This window comes from Rhizobium sp. RHZ01 (assembly GCF_014851595.1).
Classification (GTDB): Bacteria; Pseudomonadota; Alphaproteobacteria; order Rhizobiales; family Rhizobiaceae; genus Rhizobium; species Rhizobium altiplani.
The window spans coordinates 45,881-66,419 of record NZ_JACUZZ010000009.1 but is presented as its reverse complement, the minus strand read 5'-3'; the positions used below and the strand labels follow the sequence as shown (position 1 = coordinate 66,419).

Annotated in this window: 20 protein-coding genes; 5 read left to right on the top strand and 15 right to left on the bottom strand. The window is 61.1% G+C overall.

Going from position 1 to position 20,539, the window contains the following annotated elements:
- The first annotated feature begins 28 nt into the window (after window positions 1–28).
- Window positions 29–1,030 carry a LacI family DNA-binding transcriptional regulator gene (locus tag IB248_RS11900; RefSeq protein ID WP_192240853.1) on the top strand — a complete coding sequence of 334 codons (1,002 nt, stop codon included), beginning with the start codon at window positions 29–31 and terminating at the stop codon, window positions 1,028–1,030.
- Window positions 1,031–1,068: 38 nt separating this feature from the next.
- On the opposite strand, the gene IB248_RS11895 is transcribed toward IB248_RS11900, so the two are convergent.
- Genes IB248_RS11895 through IB248_RS11875 form a run of 5 tightly spaced genes read right to left on the bottom strand, consistent with a single transcriptional unit; the run spans window position 1,069 to window position 4,886 of the window.
- Window positions 1,069–1,860 carry a transporter substrate-binding domain-containing protein gene (locus tag IB248_RS11895; protein WP_192240852.1) on the bottom strand — a complete coding sequence of 264 codons (792 nt, stop codon included), beginning with the start codon at window positions 1,858–1,860 and terminating at the stop codon, window positions 1,069–1,071.
- A gap of 20 nt (window positions 1,861–1,880) precedes the next feature.
- Window positions 1,881–2,798 carry a N(4)-(beta-N-acetylglucosaminyl)-L-asparaginase gene (locus tag IB248_RS11890; RefSeq protein WP_169680352.1) on the bottom strand — a complete coding sequence of 306 codons (918 nt, stop codon included), beginning with the start codon at window positions 2,796–2,798 and terminating at the stop codon, window positions 1,881–1,883.
- Window positions 2,799–2,807: 9 nt separating this feature from the next.
- On the bottom strand, window positions 2,808–3,542 hold the full coding sequence (locus IB248_RS11885) for an amino acid ABC transporter ATP-binding protein (RefSeq protein WP_018856164.1): 735 nt from the start codon (window positions 3,540–3,542) through the stop codon (window positions 2,808–2,810).
- A 1-nt stretch (window position 3,543) separates the two neighbouring features.
- A complete protein-coding gene (locus IB248_RS11880) occupies window positions 3,544–4,215 on the bottom strand; it encodes an amino acid ABC transporter permease (protein ID WP_192240851.1) in 672 nt (223 codons plus the stop codon).
- The gene (locus IB248_RS11875) at window positions 4,215–4,886 is read right to left on the bottom strand and encodes an amino acid ABC transporter permease (protein WP_192240850.1); all 672 of its coding nucleotides are present in this window, start codon (window positions 4,884–4,886) and stop codon (window positions 4,215–4,217) included. Before IB248_RS11875 ends, IB248_RS11880 begins: the two co-directional genes overlap by 1 nt.
- 213 nt (window positions 4,887–5,099) lie before the next feature.
- Between IB248_RS11875 and IB248_RS11870 the strand changes: the two genes are divergently transcribed.
- A complete protein-coding gene (locus IB248_RS11870; RefSeq protein ID WP_192240849.1) occupies window positions 5,100–5,636 on the top strand; it encodes a hypothetical protein in 537 nt (178 codons plus the stop codon).
- A 30-nt stretch (window positions 5,637–5,666) separates the two neighbouring features.
- Here IB248_RS11870 and IB248_RS11865 read toward each other — a convergent pair whose 3' ends face one another.
- The gene (locus IB248_RS11865) at window positions 5,667–7,094 is read right to left on the bottom strand and encodes an FAD/NAD(P)-binding protein (RefSeq protein ID WP_192240848.1); all 1,428 of its coding nucleotides are present in this window, start codon (window positions 7,092–7,094) and stop codon (window positions 5,667–5,669) included.
- A 283-nt stretch (window positions 7,095–7,377) separates the two neighbouring features.
- Here IB248_RS11865 and IB248_RS11855 point away from each other — a divergent pair, with 283 nt between their 5' ends.
- The 3 genes from IB248_RS11855 to IB248_RS11845 all read left to right on the top strand — a co-directional run bounded on the left by IB248_RS11855 (window position 7,378) and on the right by IB248_RS11845 (window position 10,021).
- Window positions 7,378–8,211 carry a MetQ/NlpA family lipoprotein gene (locus IB248_RS11855; protein ID WP_192240846.1) on the top strand — a complete coding sequence of 278 codons (834 nt, stop codon included), beginning with the start codon at window positions 7,378–7,380 and terminating at the stop codon, window positions 8,209–8,211.
- Window positions 8,212–8,304: 93 nt separating this feature from the next.
- On the top strand, window positions 8,305–9,387 hold the full coding sequence (locus IB248_RS11850) for a methionine ABC transporter ATP-binding protein (RefSeq protein ID WP_192240845.1): 1,083 nt from the start codon (window positions 8,305–8,307) through the stop codon (window positions 9,385–9,387).
- Complete coding sequence (locus IB248_RS11845) at window positions 9,368–10,021, top strand: methionine ABC transporter permease (protein WP_025660810.1); 654 nt, start codon at window positions 9,368–9,370, stop codon at window positions 10,019–10,021. Before IB248_RS11850 ends, IB248_RS11845 begins: the two co-directional genes overlap by 20 nt.
- Here IB248_RS11845 and IB248_RS11840 read toward each other — a convergent pair whose 3' ends face one another.
- The 9 genes from IB248_RS11840 to hutI all read right to left on the bottom strand — a co-directional run bounded on the left by IB248_RS11840 (window position 10,022) and on the right by hutI (window position 20,493).
- A complete protein-coding gene (locus IB248_RS11840; RefSeq protein WP_192240844.1) occupies window positions 10,022–11,377 on the bottom strand; it encodes an LLM class flavin-dependent oxidoreductase in 1,356 nt (451 codons plus the stop codon).
- A 66-nt stretch (window positions 11,378–11,443) separates the two neighbouring features.
- Window positions 11,444–12,298: an ABC transporter permease subunit gene (locus IB248_RS11835; RefSeq protein WP_192240843.1), complete on the bottom strand. Its 855-nt coding sequence runs from the start codon at window positions 12,296–12,298 to the stop codon at window positions 11,444–11,446.
- Window positions 12,295–13,086: an ABC transporter ATP-binding protein gene (locus IB248_RS11830; RefSeq protein ID WP_192240842.1), complete on the bottom strand. Its 792-nt coding sequence runs from the start codon at window positions 13,084–13,086 to the stop codon at window positions 12,295–12,297. The genes IB248_RS11835 and IB248_RS11830 overlap by 4 nt, the downstream gene beginning before the upstream one ends.
- A gap of 75 nt (window positions 13,087–13,161) precedes the next feature.
- Window positions 13,162–14,175: a taurine ABC transporter substrate-binding protein gene (gene tauA, locus IB248_RS11825; RefSeq protein ID WP_192240841.1), complete on the bottom strand. Its 1,014-nt coding sequence runs from the start codon at window positions 14,173–14,175 to the stop codon at window positions 13,162–13,164.
- Window positions 14,176–14,385: 210 nt separating this feature from the next.
- Window positions 14,386–14,994 (bottom strand): HutD family protein, encoded by a 609-nt coding sequence (locus tag IB248_RS11820; protein WP_192240840.1) that lies wholly within the window; start codon window positions 14,992–14,994, stop codon window positions 14,386–14,388.
- Window positions 14,995–15,181: 187 nt separating this feature from the next.
- Window positions 15,182–16,870, bottom strand: a complete 1,689-nt coding sequence (hutU, locus tag IB248_RS11815; RefSeq protein WP_192240839.1) for a urocanate hydratase — start codon at window positions 16,868–16,870, stop codon at window positions 15,182–15,184.
- A gap of 26 nt (window positions 16,871–16,896) precedes the next feature.
- Window positions 16,897–17,697: an N-formylglutamate deformylase gene (hutG, locus tag IB248_RS11810; RefSeq protein WP_192240838.1), complete on the bottom strand. Its 801-nt coding sequence runs from the start codon at window positions 17,695–17,697 to the stop codon at window positions 16,897–16,899.
- A 1-nt stretch (window position 17,698) separates the two neighbouring features.
- Window positions 17,699–19,234 (bottom strand): histidine ammonia-lyase, encoded by a 1,536-nt coding sequence (gene hutH / locus IB248_RS11805; protein ID WP_192240837.1) that lies wholly within the window; start codon window positions 19,232–19,234, stop codon window positions 17,699–17,701.
- Complete coding sequence (hutI, locus tag IB248_RS11800; protein ID WP_192240836.1) at window positions 19,231–20,493, bottom strand: imidazolonepropionase; 1,263 nt, start codon at window positions 20,491–20,493, stop codon at window positions 19,231–19,233. Before hutI ends, hutH begins: the two co-directional genes overlap by 4 nt.
- Window positions 20,494–20,539 lie beyond the last annotated feature (46 nt).

The following is a 20,539-nucleotide window of genomic DNA, read 5'->3' as shown; positions in this document are numbered from 1 at the left end:
CCCTATCAAAGGTGGAAAGCTCTCGATCATGAATCACGACAATAGCCGCGACGCCCCTCCCACGATTGCCGATGTCGCGCGCTTGGCGGGTGTCTCGCGCGCCGTCGCGAGCCGGGCGCTGTCGAACGAACCGCGGCCGGTATCGTCCGAGAAGCGTGAGCGCGTAATCGCCGCCGCCGCAAACCTTGGCTACAAGCCGAACCTCCTGGCGCAGAGCCTGACCACCAAAACCGTCAACCTGGTCGCCGTCGTCGTCAACCACATCCACGATCTGTCGGATCTCGACCTGTTCGACCGGCTGATTGATCAGGTCCAGTCGATTGGCAAGCAGGTCATATTGATCCGGATCGGCTCGGTGGCGCGCGTGGACGAGTTCCTGCGCAACGGCGTCGCCTACCATGTTGACGCAGCGCTGGTCTTCTCCGACTTTGCTGACGCCCCGACTGTCCGTCGCTTGTTCCGTTCCGACAGCGTTATCATGCTGAACGGTCTGCACGACGAGTTCTCCCCCGCAATCATCCCGGACGAAGATGCCGGCATCGCGGAAGCTGTGGCCGACGCTGCGTCGAAGATGGTGCGCACAGCCGGGCTCGTCACCGGCCGCGCCTCCTCTCCCGTGGAGCAGGCACGCATTCGCTCTTACCACGAGGCGTTTTCGCGCTCCGGCATCAATCTCACCCGGACGGTCCAGGGCGACTATTCCTATGAGAGCGGGCATGCCGCGGCCAACACATTGGCCGGCGCCGATTGTCCTGATGCGGTCTTCTGTACATCCGATGCCATGGCGATGGGCATCCTTGACGTCTGTCGGACCGATTTTCCTGCTGGTCGGCCATCGCGGTTCCGGCTCTACGGTTTCGACAATCTGTCGCTGACCGATTTCGACGCCTATCCGATCTCGTCCATTGGCTACGACAAGCTGCTCTATGTTCGCCATATCGTTGAATCCGTTGCCAACCCCGGCAATTTCACGCCGGGGCAACCGCCGGTCACGGTGCCCACACGTTTTGTGCCCCGCCTCACCGCTTAAACGAAAACGGGCTGCCAGGAGGCAGCCCGAAGTTCAAGTTACCACAGGGGGTTCAGGGCAGGGGGATTGGATTCAGGACCCCACCACTTCTTGTAGTTCGCTGCATAAGAACCCGACTGGATGTAGTCGGAAACGAACATGTCGAGCCAGCGCACGAATTCCGGGTCGCCCTTGGCAACGGCAATACCGATCGGATCGTTGGAATAGAGGCCAGGCAGCGTCACGAGCGACGGATTCTTGGTAGCCAGATAATCGAGCAGCGATGAATCTTCGATGGCCGCATCGACGCGCTTCTGCTGCAGCTGCAGAACGCCATCGGGAGCAAACTGATCGACGTAGACGAGTTGGGCATCGGGAACGGCAGTCTTCAGGAAGCTCTCGCCCGTCGTGCCGCGTCCGACGACAACCTTCTTGCCGGCCAGGTCCTTCAACTCCTTGATAGCCGCATCCTTCTGAACGATGATGCGCAAGCCAGCACGATTGTAGGGAATAGTGAAATTCACCGTCTTGGCGCGCTCGAGCGTTGCCGAGGTATTGGCAACGGCAACGTCGATCTGGCCCGAAACGAGCATCGAGATCCGGGCGTCACCCGAAACGTCGACGAATTCGACGGGTACGCCGAGCTTCTGGGCCAGCAGCGTCGCAACGTCGACATCGTAACCAACAGGATTGTTCTGCGCGTCACGGAAGCCGATCGGCTCGCCGCCGAGCGATACGCCGATCCGAACGGTGCCGCGCGAGCGGATGTCATCGATCATTCCCGCAAAGGACGGAAATGCCGAGCCGGCCGCGATGGCGAGGGCGGCAAGGGTAGTCAGAATACGCTTCATGGTTTCATTCCCTCTTTTGATTATGCCAGTTTCGCTGCCCGCAGTTCCGGTTCGGGCATCGATTCCTCCCAGAGCCAGTAGCGAATTTCGCCCTCGCATCTGAAATTCACGACCTCATGGTTTCCCTCGGCGTCGACTGCATGGATCACGACGCCGGCGAGAAATCCGGTGGAGAGTTCATCGAGCTCATCGACGGCGAGCTTCACCGCGTCGGAGAGCGAATAGCCAAGCTTCATTGCAAGAACAACGGTGCGCGCTGTCGAGCAGCGCATCGTCATCTCGCCCGTGTGGGTGCAGGCAGCCGCGCCATAGCGACTGTCGGCATAAAAGCCGGCGCCGGGGATCGGACTATCGCCAAGGCGGCCTGGATATTTCCACGCCCAGCCGGAGGTGGACGTTGCCGCGTGAATGCCGCGCGCTGAATCAGCCGACAGGAAGACGGTCGTATCGCGCACACGCTCCGGATCAGTGATGGCGCGGCTCAACGGCGCGAGCGGAATATTGGGAAACTTCGCGAGATCCTCCGGCGAAAGTTCCCTTTCCAATCGTTCCCACCAGACCCGCCTGCTGTCCTCGAACAACACGTCGTCCTCTGCGAAACCGATTTCAGTTGCAAAGCGCCGAGCGCCGTCGCCGGTCAGCATGACGTGCGGAAGGCGTTTCATCACCTCATAGGCAAGACGCGCCACCGGCAGCGTATTCGGCACGGCACCGACTGTCCCGACATCACGTGTGTTGCCGTCCATCACCGCAGCGTCCAGCTCCATGTTGCCGAGCATGTTGGGCCAGCCGCCATAGCCGACGCTGCGGACCTTGACTTCGCTCTCCACCTTGCTGATCCCGGCGACCATTGCATCAAGACTGATTGCACCGTCCCGCAGCATCTCCACGGAGGTCGGGAAACCCGGCCACGCTTCTTTATTGGCCAAAAGCAGCATCTTGAACCTCTAATCTTTGCGCATCTTGGAAAGGAACTGGGCGACGCGCGGCTGTGCCATGCCGCCGTCGGCGGCGAAAAACTCTTTGGTCGGCAGGTCGACCAGCAGACGGCCCTTGTCGAGGAACACGATACGATCCGAAATCTGCCTGGCGAACTCGACCTCGTGCGTCACGAACAGCATCGTCGTGCCTTCCTGGGCGAGCTTTGCAAGGATCGCCAGCACTTCTGCCGTCATCTCCGGATCAAGCGCGCTGGTCACTTCGTCGAGCAGCAGATAGCGCGGCTGCATGGCAAGCGCCCGGCATATTCCGACACGCTGGCGCTGACCGCCCGAAAGCTGCGCCGGATAGGCATCAGCCCGGCTCCCGAGACCAACCGACTCGAGCAGTGCTCGCGCCGTCGCCTCCGCCTCAGCGCGCGGTTTCTTCAACACCTCGATCGGCGCCAGCGTGATGTTGCCGAGCACCGTCATATGCGGATAGAGGTTGAAGAGCTGGAAGACCGTACCTGACCGCTTGCGGGCCTCCGCCAGTTCCCGGGGTTTGCCGACATCGAACTCATCGACCGTGATCTGGCCGCCGTTCAGCTTCTCCAGGCCATTGATGCACCGGATCAGCGTCGACTTTCCCGAGCCGGAGGAGCCGAGGATCGAGACGACCTCGCCCAGCTCGATCGTCAGATCGATACCATCGAGCACGGTGGTCTGGCCGAAGGCCTTTTTTACGTTTTCAACTTTGATCATGTCAGAGCCCTCTCCAGGCGCTGTGGGCGCGAAGGCGATTTTCGAAGCGCGTCCCAAGCAAGGCAACCAGCTTGGCGGCGGCGTAATAGAGCAAGCCAACGGCCGTCCATACAACAAACGGCTTCAGCGTTCGCATGTTGAGGATGTTGCCGATCTTGGTAAGGTCGACCACGCCGATCACCGAGATCAGCGATGTGACCTGCAACTGGTTGACGAGAAGTGCAATCAGTGGCCCGACCGCGAAGGCGGCAGCCTGCGGGCCGAGCACATGTCGAAGGACCTGCCATCGTGTAAGCCCGAAGACTCGCGCCGCCTCGATCTGATCACGGCCGATGGACTCGATTGCCGAAACCGCGATGACATAGATGAAGGCGGCTGTATTGGCCGACAGCGTGATCGTCGCCGCGGTAACCGGCGTGACCCGGATATGGAATAGCCCCGGCAGACCGAAGAACACCAGAAACAGCTGCACCAGCACCGGCGAATTCTTCAGGAGTTCAGAAACGAAGGTGATCACTTCGCTGAGGACGGGCACACGGTAGTAGCGCACAATTGCCCAGGCAATGCCGATCACCAGGCCGATCAGCGAGGTCGCGAGAAAAAGCGCGATATTGACCCCGAGCCCTTGTGCGAGAAGAACCAGATCAAAGGCTGTAAAATCGGCAAAGCGCATCAGGCAACCGCCTCCATCATGTCACGGTTGAGACGGCGATGGAGGATCGCAATCGCGAGCGATACGAGATAGGTCAAAGCCGCATAGACGACGAGAAGCACAACATAGACTTCGAACGGCCGGTAGGTCTGCGACACCACGATCTGCGCCGAGCCGGTCAGTTCGTTGAGCGTGATCGTGGACAGGATCGAAGAGGTGAGGATCATGTTGATCAGAACCGATCCGAGCGGGCGCACGGATGTCCTGAGTGCGATCGGCAGGACAATGCGGGTGAAGATTACCCTGCGTGACAAGCCGCTCACCTCTGCTGCTTCGATGATGCCCTGATCGATCGCCAGGATACCGGCGCGGATTATATCGGACGCGTATGCGCCGCCTGCGATCGACAGCGCAATCACGCCTGTCGTGAACGCATCGATGTAAAGACCGATCTCGGGCAGGCCGTAGTAGAAGAAAAACAGCTGCACGATGAATGGCACGTTGCGGAAGATATCGACATAGACGAACGCAGTCCGCCGCAGCGCCGCTGACGAGGATGTGCGCGCGATTGCCACGAAGGCGCCCATGATGACGCTGCCGACGAGCGCGAGAACACACGCTTCTGCTGTCAGCAGCGCGCCTTGTGCGAGAAAGCCAAGATGGGGCAAGAGAATCGACAGGTCGAGCCGCACGATCTCTCCATGAGCACGAGTGAAACCGGTTTCATCGTGTCTCGATGGCCGAACATTGTCAAGAACGCCCTGGAGATTTCCTGCTATATCCAGCGCGAACGGAGAGATTCGTCTCGTCGGGCGGATTTGCACCGTGCTTGAAGCTGCTGGGCAGCACCGGCCTTTCCGATTTTTCAAGCGTCATTTAGATTTACCCACCGAACGAGCACCGCCATGAGCCATATTCCGCAGATCGACTACACCACAGCCTCTGAAGAGATTCGGGCCGCGCATGACGAGGAGATGAGGGTACGGGGGCGCATGACGAACATGAAGCGTACCTTGCTGCATTCGCCCGCCGCCCACCGCATCTATGCCGAATGGTTCACGCTGCGCGCAGAGCTTTCTGCAATCGCGGATCGACCGATCTGGATCTTCTCGCATTCCATTTCAAAAGCTGCGAACTCAAGGATCGCAATCACTTTCTTTCGCCGGGCACTGATCAATGCAGGTTTCGACCCGGAGGCCTTGGTACTTTCCGAGGAAGAGGCGCTGCTCGATGCCTTCGGCACGGCGATCGTTGCCAATTCCAACGCGGTTCCCGCCGAGATCTGGACGCAGCTGAAAGGGCGCTACGATGCCAAGACGCTGGTCGATCTCGTGGCCTTTGCCGGCATCATGCTCGCAACAGCGGTCTTCAACAATGTCGTGGAGGTTGACTTCGATCCAGAGCTCGAGCCCTTCGCCGCAACCGGCCGAACGGCGTCCTGACGGACCGCATCCTGTCGAGGTCAGGCGAGCCTAAGCGTATTCGCCGGCTTCCGTCACCTTTGTGGCCAACTCACGGGCCACAAGGACGGCATGTTCTGTAATCTGTGGCAGTCCCATCAACTCCCCAAACGTCCCACGGGCCAGGGGGCCGGAAATCAGCAAGGTCGGATCAGGACGGCCATCGGCACCTATCGCCTCCGATCGTTCGGTACATGCAATGCCGAGGCCGGTCGGATCGAGCTGCAAGCATGATTGATCGCGCAGGCGAGCGAGCCACGCCTGGCTTTCCAAAATGCTCCCATGCGCGGGACCGGTTGTGACAACGACGGCATCAAAGGTCTTCTGTAGGGGTGCGCCGTACCGCCGTCTCAGTTCCACATGGATTGCCTCGCCGTCACGTTGCACCCGAGCGACGGAGGCCGCCAATACTTCCATCCTTCCTTCTGCAATCGCTCGCTCCAGCACCTCTTCCACCTGCGGAGCGATGCGGAACCGGTGAGCGTCCCAATATGGCCTGATATGGCGTACGATCCTGCAGCGTTCGGCAATCGGCAGGCTCTGCCAGATCGCGTGGCCGTGACCGCGAACCTGGTCGATCACGGCGTGCCACGTCAATCCCGCGGCTGTGGCTTCTGCAATGGTCCGCCGGATCCCCCGCAGCAGCGCCGTCGCGCTATGAGGCGGGGCGGTCTTAAACTCGCCGAATGGCTCCTGTGGATACGGAGCATGCCCTCTCGATCTCAATCCGCGGCGCGAAATCGATGTGATCTGTCCGCGATGGCCGGTACGCGTCAGCGAAGCGACGATGTCGGCTGCGGTCAGGCCGTTGCCGACGACCAGCACCCGGTCCGCCGGACGGACAACCTCGAGCGCGCCCGCAACCGTGGAGTTGGCGACAAAGCGGGGGTGTCCTTCGAGAACGCTGAGAGCACGAGGGGCTGACGGCGCGGGATGGCTGGTGGCGATCACCAGGAAATCGGCAACCGTTCGTCCGCCCTCGTCATCGAAGATCTCCCAGCGCCTGCCGTCCCGGCGTACCTCGACAACGGCCGCACGGCGATGATGCACGGTCCCGCTTTGCACCAGGGGAGCGAGCGCCGAAGCAATATAGGCGCCGAAGACATGGCGTCGGGGGAAGAGGTTGCCATCCGGCCGGGACGCGTCCGGGTCGTCCGCGACAGCATCGTTGCGGGCCATCCATTCGAGGAAGTCCTCCGGCCGATCCGGCAACAGGCTCATGCGGGCGGCGGGAACATTGATCCGATGTGTTGGATCGGTGGTGTCGTAGGCGAGCCCTCTGCCAAGCTCTTCTCGTGGCTCGAAAACCACGATTGTTGGTGGCGGGCTGCATGTGGAGGATGCCAGATGGTACGCAACGCCCGCACCAGAAATGCCTCCGCCGATAATCGCCACTGCGGGGCGACACGTCTTGCCACGGGTGTCCTGTCGAGTTGTCACGCTGCCCTGCTTCACTTGACCGCGACCCAGATCGCCTTCCTTGTTAGGCGCGTTTTGTCCCTCGCGCCCCGATGGTTCAATTTAAAGGCTCACAGCCAGGACAGCAACTTCAATATTCTACAAAATTAGTAGAATTTTTATCCCGCTATCCCGCCAAAGCACCGAAGAGTTTTTCCGTGCTGCAGCGCAATAGAGATGGGCTTGCTTGGTTTATCCTCGGCGATTTTGAAATTATCTGGCCGTTCGAGGCTTGCCTCATCAATTCAAGACGGGAAACACCACAATGAACAAGAAGATGTCCAAATCCAGCTTGACGCGTCGCGCAAGCCTTGCCGCGATCGCCGCCTCCACGATCGTCCTGATCGCATTTGCATCGCCTGTCGCTTCCTTCGCCGAAGACAAATCGATCAAGGTTGGCATCATGAGTGGCGAGGACGAAGACGTCTGGCGCGTTGTGGCCGCCGAAGCCGCCAAGAAGGGCCTGACGATCGAAGCGATCGTCTTCAACGATTATACGCAGCCGAACGAGGCGCTGGAGCGCGGCGAAATCGACGCCAACGCCTTCCAGCACAAGCCCTATCTCGACAACCAGATAAAGCAGCATAGCTATCATATCGTCCCGGTCGGATACACCGGCGTCTGGCCGATCGGCCTTTATTCGAAGAAGCACAAGACCATCGCCGAGTTCGCCGAAGGTGCGACGATCGGCGTTCCGAACGACCCATCGAACGAAGGTCGTGCGCTCCGCGTTCTTCAAAACGAAGGCATCATCAAGCTCAAGGACGGTACCGGCATCCTCGCGACCGTTACCGACATTACCGAGAACCCGAAGAACGTCGAGATCAAGGAGCTTGATGCCGGTGTGGTCGGCCGTGCCATCGATGATCTGGATGCGGCAGTGGTGAACACCGACTGGGCCCTGAAGGCCGGCCTCTCGGCGGCCGACCGCATTGCGCAGGAACCTATCGCTGACAATCCGTACCGCAACTTCATCGCTGTCAAGCAGGGCAGCGAGAACGAAGACTGGGTGAAGACGCTGGTCTCGTCCTACCAGAACGATGCGGTCAAGGCGGAGTTCGACAAGGTGTATAAGGGAACCGGCCTCAGCGCCTACTGATCGACATTCGCGCCGAGGGGTTAGGCGCGTTGAACAAGGCGGCCCGGGCGTTCCTTGTCCGGGCCGCCTTGGGCGTTTCCGAAGGGAAAGACTATGAATTCAATCGTAACGGCCTCTGTAATCGAGACGCCGCAAGCAACTGCTGAGGCGGTGGTCCGCCTGGTCGACGTACATCGGCATTTCGGCACCACCCCGGCCCTCGATGGCGTAGCGCTCACCGTCCACAAGGGAGAAATCCTGGGTGTAATCGGGCGCAGTGGAGCCGGCAAATCCACATTGATCCGCTGCCTCAACGGCCTGGAGCGTCCGGATCGCGGCTTAATCGAAATCGAGGGGCGCAGCATCGTTGGTCTCGACGAAAATGAGTTGCAGCCGCTTCGCCGCCGCGTCGGAATGATCTTCCAGCATTTCAACCTGCTGGCCTCCAGGACGGTCGAGGAGAATGTCGCACTGCCGCTGAAGATCGCCGGCGTGGCAAGGACCGAGCGCCTGAGGCGCGCACATGAATTGCTGGAGCTTGTCGGTCTCGCGGGTAAGGCGAAGGCTTATCCATCGTCCCTGTCCGGTGGCCAGAAGCAGCGGGTGGGCATTGCGCGCGCGCTTGCCGCACGCCCTGCCTTGCTCTTGTCCGACGAGGCGACATCGGCGCTCGATCCCGAGACCACACGGTCGATCCTGGCTCTTCTGAAGGACATCAACCGCAAGCTCGGCCTCACCATCATCCTCATCACGCATGAGATGGAAGTCGTCCGCAGCATTGCCGATCGCGTCGCCGTCATCGATGCCGGCCGGATCGTGGAGGAAGGACAGGTTTGGTCGGTGTTCGCTGACCCAAAAGCGCCGATCACCCAGAGTCTGCTGTCCGGCAGCCGCCCGCAATTGCCGGAGCATATCGCCGCCCGCCTTTCGCCGACATCAGGGGAGGAAGCGATCATAAGCATCGACATGGCGGGCCTCGCCGCACAGGGCGCGGTCTTTGCCGACCTGTCTGCGGCGCTGCCGCAATCTTTCCGGCTCGTCCACGGCGGTATCGACCATATCCAGAATCAGCCGGTGGCGCGGTTCTTCATTGCTGTCCCGATGCGCGACCCTGCGCTCAAGGACAAGGTTCTGCAGTTTCTGAAGGCTCGCGCTGCGCGGGTGGAGGTCCTTGGCTATGACACCGATCATGTTTGATCTTCTGCTTCGTTCCCTCTGGGAAACGATCCTGATGACGGGTGCATCGGGACTGATTTCGCTGGTCTTCGGCCTGCCGCTCGGTCTCGCGCTCGTTCTCACGAACAAAGGCGGCATGGCCGAGAACGCCTGGATAAACGGCATCCTTGGGGCCATCATCAACGGGTTCCGTTCCGTGCCGTTCATCATCCTGCTGGTGGCCCTGATCCCGGTGACGCGCCTGATCGTCGGCACTGCGCTTGGCACCTGGGCGGCCATCGTCCCGCTCGCCATTGCCGCAACGCCCTATTATGCACGTATCGCGGAAGTGTCGCTGCGCGAGGTCGATCGCGGACTGATCGATGCGGTGCGCGCCATGGGCGGCAATCGCTGGACGATCATTCGCGAAGTATTGGTACCGGAAGCTTTACCCGGCATCGTGGCCGGCTTCACGGTCACTTTGGTGACCCTGATCGGGGCCTCGGCAATGGCCGGTGCGATCGGCGCTGGCGGTCTCGGCGACCTTGCCATCCGCTATGGCTACCAGCGCTTCGAGACAACCGTCATGGTGGCAGTCGTTGCCGTCCTGATCGTGCTTGTCTGCGGCATACAGTGGCTCGGCGATCGACTGGTCGAAAGGCTTGACCACAGGTAGTCAGCGGCGAAACGCAGCGGCAGGGTGCGAGGATGGCAGCCTGCCGCTGCCGCCAAACAGCTTCTGCCTGAGAGGTCCTTCGGTGTAGTCCGCCTTGAACAGCCCGCGCTCCTGCAGCACCGGAACGACGAGATCGACGAAGTCGCGCAGGCTTTCCGGCGCCACCGTGCGCGCCAGGTTGAAGCCGTCCACACCGCCATCGGAAACCCATGCCGCCAGGCGGTCCGCCACTTGCTCGGCCGAGCCGACAATCGGTTTCATACGGCTGCCGAGTACCATTTGATCAATGATCTGGCGCAGCGTCACCGGCTTTGGCGCTTCCCTGGTGATTGCGGCGAGCGCAGACTGATTGGCATTGGTGGATTTCTGCTCGATCGGATCGTCGAGGCGGTATTTGGAGAAATCAATGCCTGTCGAGGCCGAATAGTGCGCCAGGGAAGCTTCGACACTCGCATGGCGGCGGTAGTCTTCGAGCTTGTCGAATGCCTCCTTTTCGGTGCGACCAACGACAACCGTCACAAGGCCGAGAACGCGCAAGGCATCCGCCCCGCGCCCTGATGCCGCCGCCTTGTGCTTCAGGGCCGCCACGGTCGGCCTTGCCGCCTGCGGGGTCGGCGACGCGATGAAGACGCATTCGGCGTGTCGGGCCGCGAAATCCTGCCCGCGCGTCGACGCGCCTGCCTGGAAGAGCAGCGGCGTGCGCTGTGGCGAAGGCTGCGAGAGATGAATGCCCTCCATCTTGTAGTATTGGCCGTCGTGCTTGACGGCTCGGACTTTGGACGGGTCGGCGAAGACGGCTCGCGCCTTGTCGCCAAGTACCGCATCGTCGTCCCAGCTGCCCTCCCAGAGCTTGTAGAGGATTTCGAGATATTCCTCGGCCGCGTCGTAGCGCGCGTCGTGTTCCGGCAGTTTGTCGAAACCCATCGCGCGCGCAGCACTGTCGAGATAGCCGGTGACGATGTTCCATCCGATGCGACCCTTTGTCAGGTGGTCGAGCGTCGACATGCGCCGCGCCAATAGGTACGGCGGCTCGTAGGTCGTGTTGACCGTTACCCCGAAGCCGAGATGCCTGGTGACATAGGCCATTGCCGAGATCGGCATCAGCGGGTCGTTGACCGGGATCTGCGCGCCAGCCTCGATGACGGGTGCCGGACTTCCCTTGTAGACATCGTAGACCCCAACGATATCCGCCAGGAATATCCCGTCCAGCTTGCCCCGCTCGGCTGTCTGGGCAAAGTCCACCCAGTAGTCGAGGTCGGTATAGTGAAGGGACGTATCGCGTGGATGCGTCCACATGCCGTGATTGATATGACCGACGCAGTTCATGTCGAACGCGTAGATCTGCATCTGCTCCATACAGTCATTCCCTGGGCCGGTAGACCCGGCACCGTCTTGAGCCACGAGGGACGCTTTGCGTATCCCCTAGCTCTTACCTTTCCACGGAACGAGGGTCGCTTCCAAGAGGCGAACGGCAGCGCTGAAGGCAAATGCACAGGCAGCGATGATGCCGATGCCAACGAAGACGACGTCGGTTGCCAGAAACTGGGACGCCGACATGATCATGTAGCCGATGCCGCGGTTGGAGGCGATCAACTCCGCAGCGACGAGCGTGCCCCATCCGACGCCAAGCGCAATGCGGATACCCGTCAGGATCTCCGGCAGAGCCGATGGCAAAACGATGCTGACAAGAAGGTGCCAGGGCCGGGCGCCAAGCGACCGCGCCGCGTTGACGCGCTCGATCGGCAGGGCGCGCACGCCAGCCTGCGCCGAAAGGCAGATCGGTGCGAACATGGCAAGCACGAGAAGCGTTACCTTCGACGTCTCGCCGATGCCGAGCCAGATGATCATCAGCGGCAGATAGGCGAGGGGCGGTAGCGGCCAGTAGAATTCGATCGGTGTGTCGAAGATGCCCTTCGCCCAGCGATTGAGCCCCATCAGCAGGCCGATCGGGATGCCGGCGGCAATGGCGATGGCAGCTGCCGTTGCAATCCTGAACAGGCTAGCCGAAATATGTTCGCCGAGCGACGCGCCGGCATAGCCGTCACGATAGACGGCTCCGATCTGCGTGGCGACCTCCTGTGGTGTCGGCAGGAAAAGACGCGGTACCAACCCCAGCCTGGCGATCAGCCACCAGGTTCCAATCAAAGCGACGGCCGTCGCGAAGCTGATGACAAGCGTATTGCGTTCGCCGACGCCGAACCCGTTCATCTCGACGGTTTTCGGTTGGTCCGTTTCGGCCCGCACGACCACGCCCGCCGTTTCGATGACATTGCTCATTCCGCCGCACTCCTGATCTCGTCGGAGCCATGCAGAATGGTCCGGATTTCTTCTCGCAAACTGGCAAACTCCGGTGCCATCTTGATCGATCGGGCGTCGCCAGTGCGGGCAAATTCGCGAACGAAATCGAGTTCGAAGCGCGCCACAATGCGGCCGGGACGCGGCGACATCACCACAAGCTGCGTCCCGAGGAACAGAGCTTCCTCGATCGAATGCGTGATGAAGAAAATGCGTTTTCCCGTTGTTTTCCAGATCGATACGAGGAGTTCCTGCATCTGTTCACGCGTCAAGCTGTCCAGGGCTCCGAAAGGCTCGTCCATCAAAAGCACATCAGGATCGGCGGCAAGGGCGCGGGCAATCCCGACGCGCTGGCGCATGCCACCCGACAATTCGTAGGGAAAGGCTTTCGCGAAGTCTTTCAAACCGACGAGAAACAGAAGCTCTTCCGCGCGGGTACGCCGCACCGCTTTTGGAGTACCCGTAAACTGAAGGCCAAGTGCGACATTGTCGACGACCGACTTCCAAGGCAGCAGGGTATCCTTCTGGAACACGACGCCTCGGTCCGCGCCAGGGCGCGTGACCGGTCGTCCATCAAGAGTAATCGTGCCCGAGGAAAGCGGCAGGAAGCCCGCAATCGCATTGAGGAGTGTGGACTTGCCGCAACCCGATGCACCAAGTGCCACGACGAAGCTGTTGTCTGGAATATCGAGAGAAACGCGATCCAGGGCATGGACCGTCCGGCCATCCCGCGTCCGGAAATAGACGCTTGCGTGATCGACTTTGAGCATGTGCCGTCTCTTCATGTTGTGACGCCGGCGCGATATCGCGCCAGCGTACCAGGATGGGAGGATTTGTTCGTTATTTCAGTTACTTGCGTTGACAAGTGCATCCGGCGTGACAAAAGCCGCGTAGCTCGGCAGCACCTCGCTCACCTTGCCCTGATCCTTCAGGAAGGCGGCCGTGTCCTTGAGGATCTTGGCAGCGCCCGACTTTTCGCCGCCACCGAGCCAGGCCTCGGACGCCTGCACCTCAGGGGTCAGCAGCGTGAGGTTCTTCAGTGCGGCAGCCTGCTGCTCGGGTGTGCCACCAAGTGTCTTGGCAAGCAGCTTGGCATTTTCGCTGTCGGCGTCCCAGGCCTTCTTGTCTGCCGCGAAGGAGGCGTAGTACTTGTTGACCACGCTGGCGAAGCCCTTCAGGAACGCCGGGTTCTCATCGGCGAACTTCGATGCGGAAACCCATGCGGAGAAAGTTGGCGCGCCCTTGTCGGCGACATCCTTGGAGGTGACAAGCACCTTGCCGTTCTTTTTCAGCTCGGTCAGCGCGGGATCCCAGACAAAGCCACCGTCAATGTCGCCGCGGTTGTAGCTGGCGACGATCTCGGGCTGCGGAATTGCAAAGACCTGAACATCCTTTTCCGTCAGTCCGAGAGATTTGATCAACGCAAGAAGCTGATAGTGGTCGGTCGATACCGGCGCGGCAGCGAGCTTCTTGCCCTTGAGGTCGGACAGAGACGCAATGCCAGAACCGTTGCGAACAACCAGCGCCTCGTCGATGCCGGAGATCGAGGAAAGGTAGAAGGCCTTGACCTCCAGTCCGCGCGAGGTCGCAGCCGCGAACGGGCTCGAGCCGACGTAGCCGACCTGCACATCGCCCGAAGCGATGGCCGCGAAGATTTCTGCCCCGGAGTTGAACTTGCGGAAATCGATGTCGTAGCCGGTTGCCTTCGCAAATTCGCCATTGGCGATTGCGACCGACGACGGCAGCGCATCCGTCTGATAGGCCACCACGACCTTCTTGTCGGCTGCCTCTACCGTAAATGTTGCCAGCAGGCTCGCGGAACCGAGTGTGATCGCCGCCAATAATGTCCTGATATTCATGTTTCGCCCCCTTGCGGATGAGCGTCAGCTTCAGCGCCTGAACTTGTTTCGACGCTTGGAACCGTAGGGCGGATGCTTCAGTGGACACAGGCAAAACTATCTATTTTATAGAATATAAGAACAATATTGTTTTTTGATTGAGTTGAGGCGCAAACATTCGAGCCTCAGGCCTCTGAGGGCCTCGATCGGCACCATAATTGGGAAATCGCGTCAGACCGGATCGATAAGGATCAGGAAGCAGCGCGCTCTGCCGCTCACCTCGACATCCCCGGGTTGTTCGAGTAGAAGATAGACATCCCCGGGTTGCTCGAACAGAAGCGTATCGCCTTGGCCAAGATCCACGCTTTGACCACTCCATTCAACGGTGAGCGCGCCCCGATGACACAGGAGAAGCCACGTCGGCGCGGCGGGCTGAAAGGTGGCCCTGGAATCGATATCAACCCTCTCGACCCGGTGGCGCAATCCGTCGCGACGCGTCATGACGTTCAGGTCCGTGATGGGTCCCTCGGCAAGTGTTGCAGTGACAGCGACATCGGCGGCAAAGGCAAGGGGAGCGCTGTCCTGCGTCAGCAACAGCGGATCATCCCCGTCGATTGCGAGCTGCATGCCGTTGCCGTCGATAATCGAAAGCGTCCGGTCGATGCCGGGAAAGATCGAGAAGGGGCCATCGGTCGCGACCGTTGCCATGCTGACGCGCCAGTCGAAATCAGAAAGGGCCGCCCCCTCGGGCGAGACGGCGACCTCAACGGTCTCTCCGCCGCCGTTCTTCCACGGCATGCGGCGATAATTGCTGGCTCTGAGGACGGTGGCGCGGGTCATTTTTGCTCCATCATTGTGAACTCCCTGTCACCGGCTGGAACTGAGCGACAGTGGAAACCTTTCCCCCTATTTAGGGAGATGCCTTCGATCCACTCCTCATGGCACAGGCTTTTCGCAGGCATTGATCCTTCTCATCGTCGACAAGACCGTCGCACGATGCGGCGGCCTTGTTCGACTGATGTGAGGCTTAGTTTCCGAGGATCGCGGGCAGGCGCAGGCCTTGTTCCTTGGCGCACTCGATCGCGATCTCGTAGCCCGCGTCGGCATGGCGCATGACGCCGGTTGCCGGGTCGTTCCAGAGAACACGCTCAAGTCTGCGCGCCGCCTCATCAGTGCCGTCGGCGCAGATGACCATGCCGGAATGCTGCGAGAAGCCCATGCCGACGCCGCCGCCGTGATGGAGCGACACCCAGGTCGCACCCGATGCGGTGTTCAGGAGCGCATTCAAAAGCGGCCAGTCGGAGACAGCATCGGAGCCGTCCTTCATCGCTTCCGTCTCGCGGTTCGGTGAAGCGACGGAGCCGGAGTCGAGGTGGTCGCGGCCGATGACAACGGGTGCTTTCAACTCGCCGTTCCTGACCATCTCGTTAAACGCAAGGCCAAGACGATGGCGATCGCCGAGACCGACCCAGCAAATGCGTGCCGGCAATCCCTGGAAAGCGATGCGATCGCGGGCCATGTCCAGCCAGTTGTGCAGATGCTTGTTGTCAGGCAGAAGCTCCTTCACCTTGGCGTCGGTCTTGTAGATATCTTCAGGATCGCCCGACAGGGCTGCCCAGCGGAAGGGACCGATGCCGCGGCAAAACAGCGGGCGAATATAGGCAGGCACGAAGCCCGGGAAGGCGAAGGCGTTTTCCAGGCCCTCGTCCTTGGCAACCTGACGGATGTTGTTGCCGTAATCGAGCGTCGGAACGCCAGCATCCCAGAAGGCAACCATCGCTTCGACGTGGACCTTCATAGAAGCGCGCGCGGCCACTTCGACAGCCTTCGGATCGCTCTCGCGCTTGGCCTTGGCTTCCTCGACAGTCCAGCCGGCTGGCAGGTAACCGTTGCGCGGATCGTGCGCGGATGTCTGATCGGTCACGATATCGGGGCGGGGGCCACCGGCCTTCATGCGGCGAACGAGTTCCGGGAAGACTTCGGCAGCGTTGCCGAGCAGTCCGACCGACTTTGCTTCGCCGGCCTTCGTCCACTTGTCGATCAGCGCCAGGGCCTCATCGAGTGTCTTCGCCTTCTCGTCGACGTAGCGTGTACGCAGACGGAAATCGATGCGCGTCTCGTCACATTCGACGGCCAGGCAGCAGGCGCCCGCCATCACGGCTGCGAGCGGCTGTGCGCCACCCATGCCACCAAGACCGCCGGTCAGGATCCATTTGCCCTTGAGGTTGCCATCGTAGTGCTGGCGGCCGGCCTCGACGAAGGTCTCGTAGGTTCCCTGCACAATGCCTTGCGTGCCGATATAGATCCATGAGCCGGCCGTCATCTGGCCGTACATGGCAAGGCCCTTTTTATCCAGCTCGTTGAAGTGATCCCACGTCGCCCAGTGCGGCACGAGGTTCGAGTTGGCAATCAACACGCGGGGGGCATCCTTATGCGTGCGGAACACGGCGACTGGCTTGCCGGACTGCACGAGGAGCGTTTCATCCTCGTTCAAAGTTTTCAGGGTCGCTGCGATACGGTCGAAATCGTCCCAGGTGCGGGCTGCGCGGCCGATGCCGCCATAAACCACCAGCTCGTTTGGATTTTCCGCGACGTCAGGGTCGAGGTTGTTCATCAGCATGCGCAGCGGCGCTTCGGTCATCCAGCTCTTGGCGTTGAGTTCACTGCCGCGCGGTGCGCGGATCTCGCGAATGTTGTGACGTGGATTTGAGGTCATGCGGGGTTCCCCCTGTCGAGTGATCGTTATCGTTTCAGGCCCGGCGCGATCTGTTCGATACGCACCAGAATGTCTTTGAGGTGGACGCGAAGGCGCTCTGCCTTGGCAGCGTCGTAGGCAAACGGCGGCGCCTCGGTCTCAAGATGCGTCGATTGCGCCAGTTCCATCTGGATGGCGTGCACGCCGGTTTCAGGCTGGCCGTAGTGGCGTGTCGTCCACCCACCCTTGAAGCGGCCGTTGAGCACGCAGTCATAGCCTTCGGACGCCTCGACGACCGTGAGCGTCGCCTGTTCGATGGCCTCATCGCAGGTCTTGCCCATATCGGTGCCGATGTTGAAATCCGGCAGCTTGCCTTCGAAAAGGAAAGGAATATGCGAGCGGATCGAGTGGCAATCATAGAGGATCGCCACGCCATGAATTGCTCTCACACGCTCGACCTCGGCGGCAAGGGCTGCGTGATAGGGAGCATGAAAGTCCCTGAGCCGCGCCGCAATGTCGGCTTCATCAGGTGCCCGTCCATCCTTCCAGATCGCCTTGCCGTCGAAGTCCGTTTCAGGAACCAGGCCGGTGGTGTTTTGGCCGGGATAGAGGCTGACGCCTGCCGGATCTCGGTTGGCGTCAATGACGTAGCGATGGAACGTCGCGCGCACCGTCGTCGCATCGGCAAGCAGGCCGTCATAGAGGTCGTGGATGTGCCAGTCGGTATCGGCAAGAATCCTGCCGTTATCATTCAGACGCTCCCAGATCCCGGCGGGCACGTCAGTGCCGGTGTGCGGAAAACCCAGGATAATGGGTGAAGAACCCTGTTTGACGTCGACGACAGCCATCTCAGACCTCCAGAGCCGGCAGGATGCCGCTTGAGACCGATGCATTGAGCGCGCCTGTCGCGACAAGGTCGCCCGCCGCCTTCAGATCGTTCGCCATGTAGCGATCGAGCTCCAGCGTCGGTACCACGCTGCGGATGGCGGCGATCGCCTTCTGCAGTTCGGGGCTTGTCGTGAGCGGCGCACGAAATTCCACGCCCTGTGCTGCGGTCAATGCCTCGATGCCGATAATGCTGAAGAGGTTGTCGGTCATCTGGAGCAGACGACGCGCGCCATGGCAGGCCATCGAAACGTGATCTTCCTGGTTCGCGGATGTCGGCGTCGAATCGACGGAGGCCGGGTGCGACATCTGCTTGTTTTCAGACATCAGCGCTGCCGACGTTACCTCGGCGATCATCAGGCCTGAGTTGAGGCCCGGCTTCTTTGCCAGGAAGGCCGGCAGTCCATAGGAAAGCGCGGGATCGACCAGCAAGGCGATGCGCCGCTGTGCGATCGCGCCGATTTCGCAGATGGCGAGGGCGATCTGGTCGGCTGAAAAGGCAACCGGCTCGGCATGGAAATTGCCGCCCGAGACAACCGAGTTGTCCGAAAGCACCAGCGGGTTGTCAGTGACGGCATTTGCCTCGATCTCCAGTGTGCGCGCGACCGAGCGCAGAAGATCCAGGCAGGCACCATCGACTTGCGGCTGGCAACGAATGCAGTAGGGATCCTGCACACGCTCGTCGCCCTCAATATGGCTCTGGCGGATGACGGAGCTTTCGAGGAGCGCGCGAAGTGCCGCAGCCGTGTCGATCTGGCCCTTGTGGCCGCGTAGCGTGTGAATATCGGGATGGAAAGGCGCGGACGAGCCCATCGCCGCATCGGTCGACATGGCACCGGTGATCAGTGCTGCCTGAGCTGCGCGGTGAGCCCGGAAGAGACCGGCAAGCGCCAATGCCGTCGAGGTCTGCGTGCCGTTGATGAGCGCAAGGCCTTCCTTGGCCGCCAGCACAACGGGCTTCAAGCCAGCCTTCGCAAGGGCGGCCGCGCCGGACAGGCGTTCACCCGCAAGGAAGGCTTCGGCTTCGCCCATCATCACGGCGGCCAGGTGGGCCAGCGGCGCAAGGTCGCCCGAAGCGCCCACGGAACCCTTTTCCGGGATGACCGGGATGACGCCTTTTTCGAGCATGCCTTCGATCAGACGCACCAGTTCGAGCCGGACACCGGAGGCGCCGCGACCGAGCGAAACGAGCTTCAAGGCCATGATCAGGCGAACGATGTTTTCGGGCAATGGCGCGCCGACGCCGCAGCAGTGGGACAGGATAAGATTGCGCTGGAGCGTCGCCACGTCAGCACTGTCGATCTTGATCGAAGCAAGTTTGCCGAAGCCGGTATTGATGCCATAGACCGGTGCATTGCCGGCCGCGATCTCTGCAATGCGGGCAGCGGCCTTGGCGATACCGGCATCAAAAGATGCATGGAGCCTCGCCGGTTCACCGGTCCAGTAGATCGTCTCCAGATCCCTGAGCGAGACGGAGCCTGGATGAAGGGTAATGGTCAACGGTCGATCCTTTCGCCCTTGAAAACATGTGCATGAAGCGGGTTGAAGCCGATGCGGTAAACGAGCTCCGCGAGGCTTTCGACGTCCCAGATCGCAAAGTCCGCGGACTTGCCGGTCTCGAGCGTTCCTGTCTCGCCCAGAAGCCCAAGGGCGCGTGCACCCTCACGGGTCGCCCCCGCAATGCATTCTTCGACGGTCAGGCCGAAGAGCGTGGCTGACATATTCATCGTCAGAAGCAGCGAGGTGAGCGGCGAGGTGCCGGGATTGCAGTCGGTCGCAATGGCAATACGGGTGCCGGCGTCGCGCAGCGCCTGAACGGGCGGCTTCTGCTTTTCGTTGATGGCGTAGAAAGCGCCAGGCAAGAGAACGGCGACCGTACCGGCCGCAGCCATGGCGGCAGCACCCTCGGCATCGAGATATTCGAGGTGGTCGGCAGAGAGCGCACCATGGGAGGCGGCGAGCTTGGCGCCGCCAAGATTGGACAATTGTTCGGCATGCAACTTGACTGGCAGACCGAGTGCCTCTGCCTTGTCGAAGACCCGGGCGATCTCGGCGGTGGAAAAGGCGATGCCCTCGCAGAACCCGTCGACCGCATCGACCAAGCCCTCGGCATGGGCGTATTCGAGGCCTGGGAGGACGACCTCGGCAATGTAGTCGCTGTTGCGCCCCCTGTACTCGATCGGCGTTGCATGGGCGCCGAGATAGGACGTGACGACGCGCACCGGGCGAAGGCGCTCAAGCTGGCGGGCAGCGCGCAACATCTTCAGCTCGCCATCGACGTTCAGCCCATAGCCGGACTTGACTTCGATCGTCGTCAGCCCCTCGCGGATCAGCGTGTCCAAGCGGGGAAGCGCCGCCTTGACGAGGCCTTCGACCGAGAGCGCATTTGTTGCCTTGACGGAAGACACGATGCCGCCGCCGGCGCGCGCAATCTCTTCATAGGTCGCACCTTCGAGGCGCATCTCGAACTCGCGGGCGCGGTTGCCGCCAAAGACGATGTGGGTGTGGCAGTCGACGAGGCCCGGTGTAATCCAGCGGCCCTCGAGATCCGTGATCTCGGCGCGCTCGATCGCGGCAACCGGCAGTTCGGCCTCGGAGCCGACGTAGCTTATGCGCCCACCCTCGGTGACGAGGGCGCCTTTGTCGACGATGCCGAGGCCCTGCTTTTGCGGGTCGAGTGTTGCCAGGCGCACATTCCGCCACAGATGCGGACGGACGTCGCCGGATGACTCATGGCTTGAAAATTTGTTCCCATTCATCAGCTTTGCGCCTTTCCTTATGCGGAAACATGTATATACATAATAA

Bases quoted from the DNA above. Each gene is read 5' to 3' on its own strand.
- IB248_RS11890 (WP_169680352.1), bottom strand. From the start codon at position 2,798: ATGCTGCTTTTGGCCAATAAAGAAGCGTGGCCGGGTTTCCCGACCTCC.
- IB248_RS11895 (WP_192240852.1), bottom strand. From the start codon at position 1,860: ATGAAGCGTATTCTGACTACCCTTGCCGCCCTCGCCATCGCGGCCGGC.
- IB248_RS11855 (WP_192240846.1), top strand. From the start codon at position 7,378: ATGAACAAGAAGATGTCCAAATCCAGCTTGACGCGTCGCGCAAGCCTT.
- IB248_RS11870 (WP_192240849.1), top strand. From the start codon at position 5,100: ATGAGCCATATTCCGCAGATCGACTACACCACAGCCTCTGAAGAGATT.
- IB248_RS11840 (WP_192240844.1), bottom strand. From the start codon at position 11,377: ATGGAGCAGATGCAGATCTACGCGTTCGACATGAACTGCGTCGGTCAT.
- IB248_RS11885 (WP_018856164.1), bottom strand. From the start codon at position 3,542: ATGATCAAAGTTGAAAACGTAAAAAAGGCCTTCGGCCAGACCACCGTG.
- IB248_RS11880 (WP_192240851.1), bottom strand. From the start codon at position 4,215: ATGCGCTTTGCCGATTTTACAGCCTTTGATCTGGTTCTTCTCGCACAA.
- hutG (WP_192240838.1), bottom strand. From the start codon at position 17,697: ATGGCTGTCGTCGACGTCAAACAGGGTTCTTCACCCATTATCCTGGGT.
- IB248_RS11900 (WP_192240853.1), top strand. From the start codon at position 29: ATGAATCACGACAATAGCCGCGACGCCCCTCCCACGATTGCCGATGTC.
- IB248_RS11830 (WP_192240842.1), bottom strand. From the start codon at position 13,086: ATGCTCAAAGTCGATCACGCAAGCGTCTATTTCCGGACGCGGGATGGC.
- IB248_RS11820 (WP_192240840.1), bottom strand. From the start codon at position 14,994: ATGACCCGCGCCACCGTCCTCAGAGCCAGCAATTATCGCCGCATGCCG.
- hutU (WP_192240839.1), bottom strand. From the start codon at position 16,870: ATGACCTCAAATCCACGTCACAACATTCGCGAGATCCGCGCACCGCGC.
- IB248_RS11835 (WP_192240843.1), bottom strand. From the start codon at position 12,298: ATGAGCAATGTCATCGAAACGGCGGGCGTGGTCGTGCGGGCCGAAACG.
- tauA (WP_192240841.1), bottom strand. From the start codon at position 14,175: ATGAATATCAGGACATTATTGGCGGCGATCACACTCGGTTCCGCGAGC.
- hutI (WP_192240836.1), bottom strand. From the start codon at position 20,493: ATGAATGGGAACAAATTTTCAAGCCATGAGTCATCCGGCGACGTCCGT.
- IB248_RS11845 (WP_025660810.1), top strand. From the start codon at position 9,368: ATGACACCGATCATGTTTGATCTTCTGCTTCGTTCCCTCTGGGAAACG.
- IB248_RS11850 (WP_192240845.1), top strand. From the start codon at position 8,305: ATGAATTCAATCGTAACGGCCTCTGTAATCGAGACGCCGCAAGCAACT.